At 62.7% G+C, this 15,307-nt stretch carries 8 protein-coding genes; 4 read left to right on the forward strand and 4 right to left on the reverse strand.

Annotation, left to right across the window (positions count from 1 at the left end):
• Positions 1-547 precede the first annotated feature (547 nt).
• The 4 genes from DSM100685_RS05140 (at position 548) to DSM100685_RS05155 (ending at position 4,996) form a co-directional block, all read left to right on the forward strand.
• The gene (locus DSM100685_RS05140) at positions 548-2,188 is read left to right on the forward strand and encodes an aggregation-promoting factor C-terminal-like domain-containing protein (protein ID WP_152350289.1); all 1,641 of its coding nucleotides are present in this window, start codon (positions 548-550) and stop codon (positions 2,186-2,188) included.
• 172 nt (positions 2,189-2,360) lie between these two features.
• Entirely contained in the window at positions 2,361-3,362 is a 1,002-nt protein-coding gene (gene rsmA / locus DSM100685_RS05145; protein ID WP_152350290.1) for a 16S rRNA (adenine(1518)-N(6)/adenine(1519)-N(6))-dimethyltransferase RsmA, read from the forward strand.
• The gene (locus tag DSM100685_RS05150; RefSeq protein WP_152350291.1) at positions 3,352-4,338 is read left to right on the forward strand and encodes a 4-(cytidine 5'-diphospho)-2-C-methyl-D-erythritol kinase; all 987 of its coding nucleotides are present in this window, start codon (positions 3,352-3,354) and stop codon (positions 4,336-4,338) included. Before rsmA ends, DSM100685_RS05150 begins: the two co-directional genes overlap by 11 nt.
• Before the next feature lie 31 nt (positions 4,339-4,369).
• On the forward strand, positions 4,370-4,996 hold the full coding sequence (locus DSM100685_RS05155; RefSeq protein ID WP_152350292.1) for a LytR C-terminal domain-containing protein: 627 nt from the start codon (positions 4,370-4,372) through the stop codon (positions 4,994-4,996).
• A gap of 254 nt (positions 4,997-5,250) precedes the next feature.
• Here DSM100685_RS05155 and DSM100685_RS05160 read toward each other — a convergent pair whose 3' ends face one another.
• From DSM100685_RS05160 to DSM100685_RS05175, 4 genes are all read right to left on the reverse strand, one after another.
• A complete protein-coding gene (locus DSM100685_RS05160) occupies positions 5,251-6,204 on the reverse strand; it encodes a class C sortase (protein ID WP_420837377.1) in 954 nt (317 codons plus the stop codon).
• A gap of 104 nt (positions 6,205-6,308) precedes the next feature.
• Positions 6,309-6,758, reverse strand: a complete 450-nt coding sequence (locus DSM100685_RS05165) for a transposase (RefSeq protein WP_239512664.1) — start codon at positions 6,756-6,758, stop codon at positions 6,309-6,311.
• Between the two features lie 148 nt (positions 6,759-6,906).
• Positions 6,907-8,544: a SpaH/EbpB family LPXTG-anchored major pilin gene (locus tag DSM100685_RS05170; protein ID WP_152350294.1), complete on the reverse strand. Its 1,638-nt coding sequence runs from the start codon at positions 8,542-8,544 to the stop codon at positions 6,907-6,909.
• Positions 8,545-8,752: 208 nt separating this feature from the next.
• Complete coding sequence (locus tag DSM100685_RS05175; RefSeq protein ID WP_152350295.1) at positions 8,753-15,265, reverse strand: SpaA isopeptide-forming pilin-related protein; 6,513 nt, start codon at positions 15,263-15,265, stop codon at positions 8,753-8,755.
• Positions 15,266-15,307 lie beyond the last annotated feature (42 nt).

The raw sequence follows: 15,307 nt of genomic DNA on the forward strand, positions 1-15,307 counted from the left end.
TTCCATCCGGTCGCGTAGAATTACACGTACGGGGAAAACCGCAGACAGGGGATAATTCAATACTTCTCTTGTGTAAGTTACCCCAGGAGCCTTCCCCCAAACACGGCTTCTGGTTATGGGCAGAGCGTTCCCCCAACCAGCTCTGCCCCAGGGGGCGGGACCATCCCCTTCTCTCCCGCCCCCTTTTTCTTTATTTTCTCTTTATCTTCTCTTTATCTTCTCGCGTCCGTGCGCGTGCGGCACCACGGTCACCCGGTGCAAACGGACGAATTCAGGGCGAAAATCGTCCGTTTGCACCGGGTGAGCCTTCCCCCCGGACAGGGAGCGGGCACTCCCGGTCCGGAAGGCCTGAAAACGGCTTTATTCCGGGGATTCCGCGCGTGCCGGACGGGGAGTGCCCGCTCCCTGTCCAAAAGGGCGCGACCGGTCCGGGGAAGAGGGCCGGGGCGTAAATGTGGGGGTTGGTGCAAGGAACCGCCGCGATCATGCGCCACCGTGAGGATTCGCCGCTACAATCGGCGTGGAGTATGGCTTTTTGGGAGGTTGCATGGCACGTCGTTGGACACCTCAGCGTTTTGTGGCGCTGCGCCGCATACGCGTGGCGTCGTGCGTGACGGCGGTCGTCGTCGCCAGCGTGCTGAGCTTCGGCATCGGCGCGCGCAAGTCCGTGGCGTTGGACGTCAACGGGCAGACGCGCACGGTCACCACGTATGCGATGAGCGTCGATCGTCTTCTGCAGGAGCAGGGCGTGGACGTGAAGACCCATGATCTGGTCCAGTCCACTTCCGGCACGGACACGGTGAAGAACCACGACGTGGTCACCGTGCGATCCGCCTTCCAGACCACCATCGTCATCGACGGCACCGAGGTGCCCTTCTGGACCGTGGCCACGAGCGCGGACCAGCTGCTCGGCTTCTTCGCCAGCAACGAGGCGGACGCGGCCAAGGTGACGGTGGACATCAAGAACGTGTACAACCAGCTCACCGGCGGGTTCGTCATCAATCAAAGCGGCCCGGTCACGGTGATCGCGGACGGCAAGACCTCCATCGCGCCGGACGGCAAGCTGCCCGCCGCGTCCATCCTCGATTCCAAGGGCATCACGCTCGGCAAGGAGGACCGCGTCAGCGTCGAGAAGGACGGCGGCACGACCATCCTGCGCGTCCAGCGCGTCACGCACGGGGAGACCACGAAGACGGTGGCGATCCCGCACGGCACGCAGACCGTGATCGACGATTCGCTGGCGCCGGGCACGACCGAGATCCGCCAGCAGGGCCAGGACGGCGAGAAGACCGAGACGTACAGCGTCACGTACGTGGACGGCGTGGCCGAGGAGGAGACGCTGACCGGCAGCACGGTGACCAAACAGGCACTCGACACGATCATCGCCGTCGGACCGGAGAAGGTGGAGACGCCGGAGCCGGAGGCCAGCGCAAGCCCAAGCGAGGGCGCGGGCGCCGGCACGGATGCATCGTCGTCCGCAACGGCCGATCCGACCGAGACGGCCAGCCCGTCGGAATCCGCCGCGCCTTCGCAGACCGCCGCGCCTTCGCAGACCGCCGCGCCGACCGAGACGCCGACGCAGGAACCGTCGAGCACGCCAACGACGAGCACGCCCACCCAGACGCCCGCGGAGACCGCGAAACCGTCCGAGACGCCCGAGCAGACGCCGACGACCAGCGCCCCGACAACCTCTACGCCCACCACCAGCACGCCCACCACGTCCACCCCGACCACGAGCAATCCGCCCGCCGGCGGGAATTCCGGCAATTCGGGCAACTCCGGTTCCACCGACTCGGACACCCCGCCCACCGGCGTCTCGCGCGAGGAGCTGGAGACGTGGTACGAGAACCACAACCGCATCCCGCAGTCCGACGCCCGTCTGTGGCACCCCACCGTGGCGCAGGCCAAGGCGTACGCGCGCGGCGCGGCTGCGCAACGCGGCTGGACCGGCGACGACTGGACCGCGCTGGAGACCCTGTGGACCAAGGAATCCAGCTGGCAGTGGTATTCGGACAATCCGACGTCCACCGCCTACGGCATCCCGCAGGCCCTGCCCGGCTGGAACATGGGCTACGGCTGGCAGGACGACGGCGCCGTGCAGATCGACTGGGGTCTGACGTACATCGCCGGGCGCTACGGCAGCCCGTCCGCGGCGTGGGCCTACTGGCAGCGCAAGGGATGGTACTGATCGGGCACCAACCGCACTAATCGCACTAATGAGGTGTCAGGCAACGGGCCACGTTGTACCCACAATGTGCCCACGCCGTGCCCACAAACGCACCACCCGGCACACAACACACAAGCCCGCCGCACAACGGCACCCAGACCTCATCGGACACAGATACACGGAGAACGAACGCATGGACACGCAGAACGCCCCCATCGCACCCGCAGACGCCGCCCCCGCGGAGAACACGGAAACCACGGAGACCGGCCACCTTCTGGGCGCGGCCGACATCCGCCGCATCGCGCAGGAGGCCGGCGTGAGCCCGACCAAGAAGTTCGGGCAGAACTTCGTCATCGACCCGGGCACCGTACGGCGCATCGTGCGCGAGGCCGGCGTCACGGCCGAAACCGAGGTCATGGAGGTGGGACCGGGACTGGGATCGCTCACGCTGGCGATCCTCGAAACCGGCGCGACCATGACCGCCGTGGAGATCGACCCGCCGCTGGCCGAGCGCCTGCCGGACACGGTGGCCGAGTTCATGCCCGAGGCGTCCGATCGGCTCACGGTGGTGCTGCACGACGCCCTGACCGTGACTCCGGCGGACGTGCCGCAGTTCGCCGGCGGCCGCCCGTTCCGCTTGGTGGCGAACCTGCCGTACAACGTGGCGACGCCGATCGTGCTCACGCTGCTCGAGCGCTTCGGAAACCTCGACTCCTTCCTCGTCATGGTGCAGAAGGAGGTGGCCGACCGTCTGGCCGCCGCGCCCGGATCGAAGATCTACGGCACGCCGAGCGTGAAGCTCGCCTGGTACGGCACCGCCGAGCGTGCGGGCGTGATCGGGCGCAACGTGTTCTGGCCGGCCCCGAACGTGGATTCCGCGCTGGTGCGCTTCCGCCGTCATCCGGCCGGCGAAGGATATGATCCGGCCGAGCGCAAGACCGTGTTCGCGCTGATCGACGCGGCGTTCGGCCAGCGGCGCAAGACCCTGCACGCGGCGCTCAAAAAGACCGTGCCCGCGGGCGCCTTCGAGGCGGCGGGCATCGACCCGACCCGTCGCGGCGAAACGCTGACCATCGACGAGTTCGTGCGGCTCGCGCATGCGGTGCGTACCATGGAAGACGCGGATTCCGGCAACGCGGCGGGTTCCGGCAACGCGATCAACGCCGTCAACGAGGAGGGCACCGATGAGCAGTGAGCACAGCAACGGCAGCGGCCATACCGTCGCCAGCGTCACCGTGGACTGTCCGGCCAAGACGAACCTCGTGCTGCGCGTGGGCGAAACGCACGCCGAATGGGGCGGCCGCCACGCGCTGGACACCATCTACTGCGGCGTGGGCGTGACGGACAGCGTCACCGTGACCCGCAAGCTGCCCGGCAGCGGCTTCTCGCTGGACCTCGCCGGCGCCCACTTGGGCGACTTGGCCCACACCGACTCGGACATGCGCCGCAATCATGCCGTGCTGGCCCTGTACGCGCTGGCCGAGGCGTGCGGCGAGTCCACGGACGTGGCCATCACGCTCGACAAGCGCATTCCCGTGGGCGCGGGGCTGGGCGGCGGCTCGGCGGACGCGGCCGGCACGCTGCTCGCGCTCAACGTGCTGTGGGGCCTCAACTGGCCCGTGGAGCGTCTGGAGCCGATCGCCGCGTCGCTCGGCGCGGACATGCCGTTCTGCCTGCACGGCGGTTTCGCGCACGGCTCCGGCTTCGGCGAGGTCATCGAGCCGCTCGACGACGATCATGAGGACATCGCGCGCCTTCGGGACGCCGGCTTCGGCGGGCGGCTGCTCGTGGGCGCCTACGACGACGAGCTGCGCACGCCGGACGTGTACCGCCGCTTCGACGAGATCGGCGCCGACCCCGATCATATGAACGACTTGCAGCGCGCCGCCGTCGACCTGCATCCGCGCTCGCAGCGGGCCATTGACGTGGCTCTGGCTGCCGGAGCGACCATGGCGTTCGTTTCCGGATCGGGCCCGTCCGTGGTGGCCTGCGTGCCCAGCGAGACGGTCCTGCGCCGCATCGCGGACGACTGGCGGTCCACGCGCGCCGCGGACCGGATCATCGCGGCGGACGCACCCGCACGCCCGCGCGTCACCGCCACCGTGGCCTCCGCTGGCACTTCTGCCGGGGCTTCCGCGGCCACGCCGCTGACGGTCAGCGCGGAACGATAAGGTATTGGGGAAGATCGGCGGAAGGCGAACTATGACGGATTCACAGCATTACGACGAGCGCGAGGCCCGCAAGGCGTTCGTGCGCAACCGGCAGCGTCTGGTGTTCTCGATCGCCTCGGTCGTGCTGGTCGTGGCGATGGTGCTGGCGCTGCTCGTGTTCTACGGCGTGATCGGCAAGTCCAGGAAGGCCGACCAGACCAAGCCGAACTTCGGCGTCACCGCGCCGTGCCTGCCCGACGGCTTCGACGGCAAGCGCATCGACCCGTCGCAGATCCACGTGCGCACGCTCAACGGCACCGACTCCTCCGGACTCGCCCGCGCCGTGCAGGACGAGCTTGAGAACCGCGGTTACGCCACCACCGCCGTGGCCGACTACCCGTCCGACACGGTCGTCAGCCGCACCACCATCTACTTCGGCGCCAACGCCATCCCGGAGGCCTACACGCTCGGCTCGCTGTTCACCGACGCGGCCCTGCAGATGGACGACCGGCAGGACAAGCTCATCGACGTGGTCCTCGGCACCTCGTTCTACGACCTCAAGGACTCCACCGACCCGTCCATCTCCGACGACAGCCCGCTCGGCAACATCTCCGGGTGCGTGGCCGCCGCCAGCATGCAGAACCTCCCCCAGGCCATCCAGCACGACGCGGTGAACTGAGCGCGGCTCGGCGGACGCGGACTGCCGACCACGGAAGCGGGATATTTCCCCGAGGAAGGCCGGAATTCCGCCGGCCATGAAGACAATACCCGCATTCCGTGGTCGACCGCAGGGCACATCCAACCACGGAAGAGGGGAACTTTCACGCCCAGCCCCGGCATTCCGCTGGTCGAATAGAAAATACCGCGCTTCCGTGGTCAAACTGGCAACCGGCCAGCCCAACCCGATCAATCCCCCGCCCAACGGACTTGAAGTCAGGCACGATGACGAGCGGCGCCGGTCAGGCCACTGTAGGACGACCCGCGCGAAAAGACCATCTGCCCCGTCCATACGAGCAGCCACCCCACGCCGAGTACGCCGAGCGCCACGCGCAGTATGGTTTCGCGCGCATCGGGCACGTTGGACGGTTCAGGCGCTGGGTCGGGAATGGTCACGCGCGTACCGGAGATGAGCAGGCGGTGCGTGTTGACACCGTACGGAGTACAGGTCATGAGCGTCATGCGGTCGATCCCCTGCTCGACTTTGAGCTGGCTCACGTCGTCCGGCAGAATCACGGAAATCCGGTCCACCCGGTAGCCCAAGGTCTCCCCCATGACCTCCACGTAGAAGAAATCGCCCTCATGCACCTCGTCCAAACGCGTGAACATGAGCGCGCTCACCAAGCCTCGATGCCCGGTGATGACGCTGTGCGACGACTCCCCGCCCACCGGCAGGCTGGTGCCGTACAGATGCCCGGCGCCTTGGGCCAGCACGGCTTCGGAGGTGCCGTGGTAGATCGGCAGTTCGATGGAGACGCTCGGCACGCGCACGGTCCCCATCACCCCGTCGCCGGCGTCCAACAAACTCTGATATTCCTCGTCCCGCGAGGAGATTGTGTCGTCCGCGCCGGATGCCCCCGAGGCGCCGGACGTGGTGGAGAACGGGTCCGCGACTTCCCCCAGCACGGGTTGCCCGGACTGCGCCAGACGCTCGTTATAGGCGCGTGCGGCGGCCAGAGCCTCCTCGGCCTGCGGATAGGGCCACCCGGCCACATTCTCGCTCACCTGCTGGGATAATGCGGCCAAGGCGATGTCCGACCGCAACTGCATGGCCAGTGGATAGCAGACCACGCACACGGCGACCACACACAGGGTGACGGACACGCTGCGCAGGGCGATCAGGCGGTGGCGCAGACGATGGATCCGGCGCATGAGGTCGGTGGTGTCGATGACGCGCTCGAACGCCGGCGGACCGGCGTAGCGGCGTCGCGCAGGGCGATCAGGCCGGCTAGGCCGCGCAGATGAGGGGAAAACGGGGGCGGAAGAGGAAACCATCAGACGAGTGCGGCCTCGCCGTCAAGTGCTGCGGCGGGCATGGCATGCTGCCGCGCGCTCATGCGCAGCGCGGCTAGTTCGCGTTCAAGCACCATGATGCGCAGGGCCTGACGGCTGATGAGCAGGTCGCGATCGTCCGGCGCTTCCTTGTCGGACTGCGCGATCTGCAGGTTGGATTCGGCCTGTGCCACCGGGTCTTTGTCCTCGGTGAGGGATGGATCGCTCTTCCAGCGCGCGATGCTGCGCTCGATGCGCTTTGCGCCGATGAGCGACGACGGCAATCCCACGCTTTCAAAGATGATCGCCGCCGATTCGCCGGCCCGGTATCTCCGCAGGCACATGCGCTTGAACGAGTCCGTGTACGTGATCCGGTTCGCCGTCGCGTTCTTCACCGCCGACGTGGATTTGAGGTATTCCACTTCCTCCGGCAGAAACAGCACCCTATGCATATGTACGCTCCTGATGTGCCAATTGTTTGATGTACCACGATGTACAACGTGCAAGGAATGGGTGCCTCCCGCCGCAATACGGAAGGCACCCATTCTCGCGCCGACTCGCCGTCCCTCAACAGTGCGGGGACGGCGAATCAGTCAACTGCTACGCGAGCAGCTGGCGCTTGGTGGCGCGAGCGCGAAGCTCCACGGTCACCGCCACGCCGGCGATCAGCAGGCCGATCACGGAGAACATCGCAATGCCGGTGCCGCCGGTGACAGGCAGCTGGGTAATGTTGGTGATGTTCTTCACGACCAAAACAGCCTTGTCATTGCTGATCTGCACCAAGCTGGAGCCAAGACCCGCGGTTTCGTTCGTGAACGTAATCGTGGCCGACTTGTCAGCATTCTGCTTGATCTCAACCTTGAACTTCACACCCAGATCCTGATACCCGGAAAGCACTCCAGTTTCCTTGACGTAGTAAGTTCCTTCGTCGAGACCAGCGAACTTTACAACGGCCTTGCCATCCACCAGCGTAGAGGTAGCGGTAAGGGCCTTGCCGTCACGCTGCACAGGTGTGGTGTACTTGGCATCGGTGTAAATCGTGAAGGTGGCACCCGCAAGCGGGTCGTTATTACCATCAACCTTGGTGAACTCGAAATCATAGGTGTACACCTTGGTCTTATCGTCAACCGTACCGTGATCGGTAATCTTGTTGGGGTTGTTCGAATACTCGAGTTGCACCTTGTTCTGGTTGCCCGTAGATCCAGATGTTGCATCCGCAGTCAGCTTGGCATCATACGTGATGGTGATGATCTCGCCCTGACCGGTATCCTTGCTCTTGCCGGCCGTGTACACGTAGTCGCTCATATCGATTGTGATGGTTTGCTGTGCTTTACCATCCGAGTTGATAGTCGGCGTAGTGGTGTAGTTCGTGCCCTTGGTCAGGGTCTGGGTACCGACCTTCACAGTGAGAGTGCCAGCCTGATATGCCTGGCCCTTGCTCAGGGTATCGGTGAACTTAAACATGTACTTGTTGCCATTCTCATCAGGACTTGTGAACTTGCTGGTGTCCGGGATTTGGCTGGTGATCTTGTAGGACACGGTGTCGCCAACGCCCTTAGTGGCCTCGTCGACATCCTTGTTGTTCTCCACGATCGTCTTCTCCAGCGGAATCGGGGTGTTCTTCACCTCAACCTCACCGGTCGCATGGGTAAGCACATCGGAACCGGTAGTGCCAATCTTCGTGCCAACAAGAATTGGCAGAGACTGCGTCACACCAGCAACGCTACCGTTCGCATCCGTAAGTAGGTACAGGCCTGCTTCTAAACCGGTGAACTGCAACGTAGCTTTCTTATCAGAACGATTGGCGTCAGCTGAGGATTTGTACGCACCCGTCTTAACAGTGGCAGAAGTCGCAACAGTCGTAATGGCCAGACCATCCGCAAATGTACGCCATGCAGCCTCATTCTGCGTTGACAACCAGCGAATCGGATCGCCATATGCGGTCGCAGCGCCAGTATAACTGGTCTTAACCGGTTCCACGCTCTTGACCGTTTCCAAGACGTCATCCACAGTGGTGACAGTCACGGTGCCATCTTCGTTAGCGGTAAAGCTGGCGATCTTGAGTACGCGGAACTTCGTACTATTTGCCAACTGATTATCTGAACCCGTCAGGGTAATAGACGTACCAAGCTGCGGTGCAACCGCGTTAGCGGAGCCGACGCCCAGGGCGAGACCGCCGAGACCGACCGCGAAGGCGGCGAGGGCGGCAAGACCCCTCTTCAATAATGAACCCTTCATCAGAGATCATTCCTTTCTCCGCCCCCGCCGGCCGGTTTTGAGCCGGTAAGCTGGAGGCTGGTTGTGGTTTACCTTCTTTTTGTTGTGTGTTCCGCAGCCAACCGGTCGGCGGCGTTCCTCACGCCAATGACTCACGCCGTCGATCGGTCCTCTGCAAACCCGCTCCGCGCCAAACCGCACACGGGGCGAAAAGCTTGTTCCTGTTCAGTTATTCGGGTTGCGCCCCGGATTGCCCGGGTTGCCCGGCCCTGTGCTGGCCGCCTCCCGGACCATCGTCGGGACCGTCCGGATCAGGCGCCCACGACGTCCAATCCGCGTCCAGCTCCGCGATCGGCACCGGCTTGCGCCTGCGCCACACGTAGTAGGCGGTCACCGCGCCGGCCACGACCACCGCGAACAGCCCGAACAGCACCCAGTCGCGCGCCGACCAGTTGCCCGTCAGCGGCAGGGACGTGATGCCCTCGGGGTCGGTGATGGTCAGGGTGTAGGAGCTGTTGGTCACGACAAGGAGGCCGTCGTCGGTCCAGTGCAGAGAGATGGACCACTCGTTGTTCTCGTTGCTCCAGCTCAATGCGGCTGCCGTATTCATCGGGTTCACGCCTTCCGGCACCGACTCCGACTGCTCGGTCAGCGTATAGGATCGACTCTTCGGATCCCCCTCGCCTGGCAACTTGTCGATGACCATCTCGCCGTTGGCATCGGTCGTAATAGCGTTATCAAGGCAAACTTCGCTGTTTTCCACGCACAGCTTGTACTTGGCGCCGACGACCGGCTGGCCATCTGGTCCGGCTACGCTGACGCGCTTGATTTTGAGGATCTCGGACCCCACCTTGTCACGTGAATCAAGCGCCTCAAGCACCCAGCCGCCCTTGCCGTCCTCGCCGCCGGTGGCCGACCAGTACAGCAGGATGCCGTCGTTGAGCTTCATCATGCCGGTGGGCGCCACAGTCTCGGTGAGCACGTAGGTGCTCTCCTTGGCGGAGAGGCCGTTGCTCGCGATGTTCGGGAACTTCGCAATCTTCAGCGTGCCATCCGAAGCGGTTTCCAGCTCGAGCCTCTTGCCTGCCGAGTCCGTCAGGCATGCGCCCTTGTAGCTCTCCTGCCCGTACAGGCACAGGGTGAACTTGGCGCCGGCGAGCGGCTGGCCATCCTCGCCGATCTTCTTGATCTTCACCTCGGTGGGGTCGGTGGTGGAGATGGTCAGGTGGTGCCCGTTGGTCGTGTCATCCTTGGTTTTATCGTCGATAACCGGCTCGGCGCCTTCCTTGGCCTCGGCGGTGAATGAGAACCGGTTCTGCGCCAATGCATCCTTCACGTCCGGGTCGCCGGACACGGTGAGCAAATACCAGCCGACCGTGGGCAGATACCCGTCCGGCGCGCGGGACTCCTCAATCCGGTAGTACTTCGTCTCGCCGGTGGCCTTGCCGGCCATGTCGGAGATGCCGTCGTTGTCGGAGTCGCCGTCATCCGGGATACCGTCGCCGTTCTCATCCTCGCCGTTGGCTTTGTTGGCGTAACGGGGAATCGGCAGTGTGACGATTGAGGACTTCACTGTGTCGTCGGTTCCCGGCGTGACGATGGTGCCGATGGGATCGCCGGTCGTCGTTGCGCATTCCTCGTCCGAGCACGCCTTCACCGTATACTCGGCTCCGGGTACGAGGTCGTTCGTCGCGTAGTCGAGCTTGTGGATGTCCACCGGGATATCCGCATGGGCGCGCATACCGTCCGTGTCGCTCACCTTGGAGCCGGAGTTCACGCCGACGGCAGATACGGTGATCGTGTCCTCGTGGTATTCGCCGGCCTTGAGCTGAAGCGTACCCACACAAGTAATGTGGTCGCCCACGGCCAAGGTCCTGTTGAAATATGGCGGACAGCTGATGCCTGTGACGTCGGAGCCCGCCACCGTCTTGTCGCCATCGTTGGGATGGGCATCGTTCTTGATGTAGTTGACGTCCTTGAGGTCCTCATCACCGGTATTGGTGATGACGAACGTCACCGTCTGCTGTTCGGGCTTGCCGTTGACGTCCAGTGGCACGGAGACGTTGTTTTCCGCCTCGTATTCGGCCTGGTTGGTGACGTTGCCATCGGTGTCCTGACCGTCATTATCGTTACCATTGAGATCGATGAACTTCTCGACTCGGATGGACGGGCCGTAGAGCACTACACCGGCGTCCACGTAGGTCCAATTCTTCCGCCGACTGGTCAGCGTAATGACATTGGTACGACCGGTCAGTTTGTTGCCCAATGACGTGACGCAGAAATCACTGTTGCCGTCACAAGCATCCGAATCAGAGTTGCTGCCGCCATCATTGACATCAACCTTCGCATACCTCATCTTCGTATATTCCACGGTCTTGGCGTTCGTCAACGTCGATTCGTTCTCACCAGGCTCGGGGAAGTTGTCCTTTACCTGCTGCAACTCGGGCTTGGAGAACTGCACATAGTACTGCACACCCTCCGCACTCACCGGCAGGTTGGTGAACTTGTAACTCGGATAGCTCTGCCACTGGCCCTTGGTGGTCACGGTCTTGGAAATCTGGTTACCAGCCGCATCGAGCAGGTAGACCTCAATGCCCTCCAGACTCTTGCTCCTGTATTCACCGAGGTCACTGCCATCCTTGTTGACGTCCCACCACACGTAGCCGGCGATGGAACCAAGTTCAGGGGCAGGCGACGAGGATGCCGTTACGGCTACGGCCACCTGATCGCAGGAGTCCTCGCGCATCTCGCTGGGAGGACCGTACGAGCCCGTGTACTTGTTGCCCTGACGCGAACCGAACGTGTGCTCGTCGCCGTCCGCGGCCGCCGCAAGCTGGAGACCCTGCGCGGAACCGCCCTCGGAGACCGGGGTGGCGTCCTCGGTGACGAACGGGGAGGACTGCGATTCCTCAGCAGCGGCGACGCTCGCGAGCGCCGACGCAGACTTCTCCGTGTTGAACAGGCTCTGCGCGCTCGCGTCCGCGCCGGCCAGCACGCCCGTCAGCGCGGACGCCGAGGCGGAGGCAGTTGTCGACGAGGACGCAATGGCCGAGCGGTTCTTGAACGTCGATCCGACCACGCATGACTTATTGCCCACCACGTCACCGGTATCCGCATCCACCTCGGATCCCGAAGACGGCGTTATGACCTTTTCATCGCTGTTGTTCGGGTTGACGCTCTGGGTAAACGCCGGAACGTTCGGTTTGCCGGACTTGGCGTCACCGTACTGGTCGGCTTCACCATACTGAGCCGTCGGCGTGCCGGAACGAGGCATGTCCGGGGCATCGAACCACGCTTGATTGACGGCCCAGGTCTTTGTGCCCTTCGCGCGATACACCGTGCCGTTGATCTGGTACGTCACCGAATCGTTGGGCTTGATGGTCGTGGGCACGTCATAGGTGCGCAGCACATAACCCGCGCTACCTCCGGTTCCATTTTCCGACACGGCCGTCTTCTGCTGCACGTAGTCGTAGATGGGAGGCTCGAAATCCAAGGATTTCCTGTCCCTAAAATTAAACATATTGCTCGAACGTTCCACCGTGTAGTAGGTGCCGTCCTCCAAAGCAAGACCCAGATAGGTGTCATAGGATACGAAGAGTGGCACATCAACGCCGTTGGTTGTCAACGCGTATTGCGTCACCAGCCTTGGCTGATCGGAGGCAGCAGCATCCAAACGGTATACCTGACCATTCTGCGTCGACATGAAAGCATTCACGTCGCGACCAATGTGCTGCAGGGGCAGCATCTTCGTACCGGAGATTTTTTCCGTCAGTTCGATGCCACTGCTGTCACTCTTCGCATAGAACAAAGCGCCATCGGCCGATGTGATGTAGCCGCTGGTGCTAACCGGTATCAGCCGATCGGCGCCAAGATTATACGAGGTATACTGCGACTTCTTCTCAACTGTGCGCTTAGATGCATTAACGACGTATACGGTTCCGCCACCGTCGGTGATCAGAAACATTCCTGCGGGTTCAACGGACGATGTCATTCCGGCGGCAAACGTCGCCGAAGACGGCAATCCCGTCACGGACGAATCGGACGAATCCAAGCTTATCCGGTACAATTTGCCGGAGCGATCGGTGACCAAGGAATAAGTGCTAGGACTATCCGGCACCGAAAAAGCCGTTCCGGGGACCATGCCATTCCCAATGGTCAATATCTTGCCCGTGGCGGTACCGTTGGTCAGCTCCAATCCGCTGCTGTCTTCCATGCCAATGACAACATGGGTCCCTGCTTGGGTCTTTCCAACAACATAAATGAACCCTTCGGGCACCTTCTTTGACGTAGATACCTCAACGGCGGAATTCTCGGACACGAAGAACAGCCTGCCCTGACTCTCGACGTACATCGTCTTATCTTTTGTATAGAGGCCCATAGTGCTCATAAGGGGAACGGCTAACCCGGCCGTCACCTTAACCGTGTTCTTGTTCTTATCGAGTACGGGTTTCTTACTGGCGTTATAACTGTCCAAATAATACAAATTGCCCTTGGCGTCAGCCAGCCACCCGTATTGAGCATTCACCACGGTACCGGGCATGAACTCGCCCTCGACGGCATTGAGCTTGACCGCCTCGTTGTTGATGGTGCTGAGACCGTTGTCCATCTGGTACAAGTATCCTAAGGAACTCACCATGAACTGGCCCGCCATTGTGCCGGCGAATTCCTCACCGTTCTTCACGCGGGTCTTCACGTCGGTGATGGTCACGTTGTCGCTGGTGCGGTCGGAGAACGTGGCCGTGTTGGCGGCGATGGTAGTGTTGCCCTCGTTCCGGATGGTCACGTCCCACTGGATCTCGCACGGCTTCGTCTCGTCCGCCGGGCAGTAGATCTTCTTGTTCTGCTTGTCCAGCGTCACCTTCGGATCCGGTGCGTAGAAGCCGAAGTCCACGTTCGGCTGGGTGCCGTCAACCGCCAAATTGATCTGGTCGGACTCCGGCTTCGCGTTGTCGTACACTTTGTTGAGCCACGAACGGGTCTCGCTCACGAGCTGGTTCTTGGTGGTGTAGTAGCTGGCGATCTCCTCCGGGATCTCGTCGCCCTTGTCCCTAACCACAGTGACCGTGTATGTGCCGGAATGCACGACGCCGAAGGAGTAATTGCCCTTCGGGTCTGTCGTGGTGGTGCGATCCACCGTGATGGTGTATGCGCCGCTTTGATCCGCACGGCCGCCGCCGATCTCCGGCGTCTCCTCACCCGTCAGATGCAGCGTCACACCGCCGATGCCGGGCTCCTCCTCGCCGTCCGCATCCTTGCCCTTGTACGTGTTGTTGTTGGCGTCCCACCACACAACGCCGGAGATCTCGCCCTGCACCACGCCGATCACGTCCGGCCACGGGGTGTTGGTCGTCACGTCCCCTTCGCCGGTGTCATGCGTGTGCGTGCCGCCGATCCACATGGCGTACTTGTCGTCTTCGCGGCTGCTCGTGGCGGACTGCTTCAGTGAGATCGTACCGCGCGCGGCCGCAAGTCCGGACAGCGCCCGATCATACGGGATCCTGACCTTGATGGCCTTGACGTTGGCCGAGGACTGCGTGCTCCACGAGTACGCGTTCGGGTCGAGAGCGCTGGCGTTGGTGATGTCCTGCGTCGAGTAGAAGATCTGGACGCCGGACGAACTGTTCTCGTTATCCAGCTCGACGTCGTTGAACGCGAACGTGTCCTTGTTCGAATGCCCCTTGGTGTACTCGTTCAGGTTGAGCGCGTTCTCCAACTGACCGTCGTTCGCGGACGGCATCTTGATGACCGTCTCCGTGTAACCCTGCGTGTGCGTGCCGGCCGTCAGGTTGAACGTCCACTTGAGGTCGTCCTTGATTTCCGTGGTCGGGAAGTCGGCGGCGATGTAGCCGCTCACCGTCTCGACTTTGACCACGTTGAATTGCGCGTTCTTGCGGTCGGAGGACGTGTAGCCGAGCTCCTCCACGGCGGCGGAGTTGTCGACCGTGCCGCCGCTCGCCGCGTTCTTCACCGTCGTGTCGTACGTGATGGCGGGCAGCTCGCGGTCGCCGGAGAAACCATAATTGTCGAACGAACGCGCGCCGCCCTTGAGCGTGAACGTGAGCGTGGCGACCTTCTGACCGCTGGCATTGGTGGTCGTGCCTTCCTTCATGTCCCAGTCATTGTTGGACGTGTTGACCGGCTGGTACACACGCGGGTCCAGCGTTATGGTCACGGTCGGATTGAGCTTCTCCGCGGAGTCCGCCACATAGTTCACCTTCGGCACCACGGTGTATTTGGCCGTGTCACCCACCTGGCCGGTGTCGCCTTGACGCTTGTTGCCGGCGCTGTCGTACAGCTCGACCTTGTTCGTAATCGACCATTCGCGCGGCTGCAGGTCAACGACCTTGACGTACTGCGTACGCCCCCATTTCTCGGTCTGCACCGTATTGGGCCCCCAGCCAATACCCGTGTCGATCACATTCTTGCTCGTCGCATTGTTCTTGTACACGCGCATCGGGATGACGATCTTGTAGATACCGTCCGCCGGCGACGGCAGAGTGTTGAAGACCACACGCACCGCCTGCGCCGACGCATCGGGCTGACCGTTGATCCAGCCGCTGTTATCGTCGGTGTTCTTGATCGTCTCCGGGCTCTTCTGCTCCCTCGACCATTGCATCACCCATCCGCCCTGGATGTCATAACCGATGTCATAACCGGAATACCGGTTGTAGCTGGTGACGTCAACGGAGCATGTCTTCTCCGTATTCGCACCGTCGCAGGAGTAGGTCTCATCGCCCCTCATCACGCGGACGAGGCCCTGCGACGCATCATAGCGCTGCTCGGA

The organism is Bifidobacterium avesanii, assembly GCF_009299475.1.
GTDB classification, from domain to species: Bacteria; Actinomycetota; Actinomycetes; order Actinomycetales; family Bifidobacteriaceae; genus Bifidobacterium; species Bifidobacterium avesanii.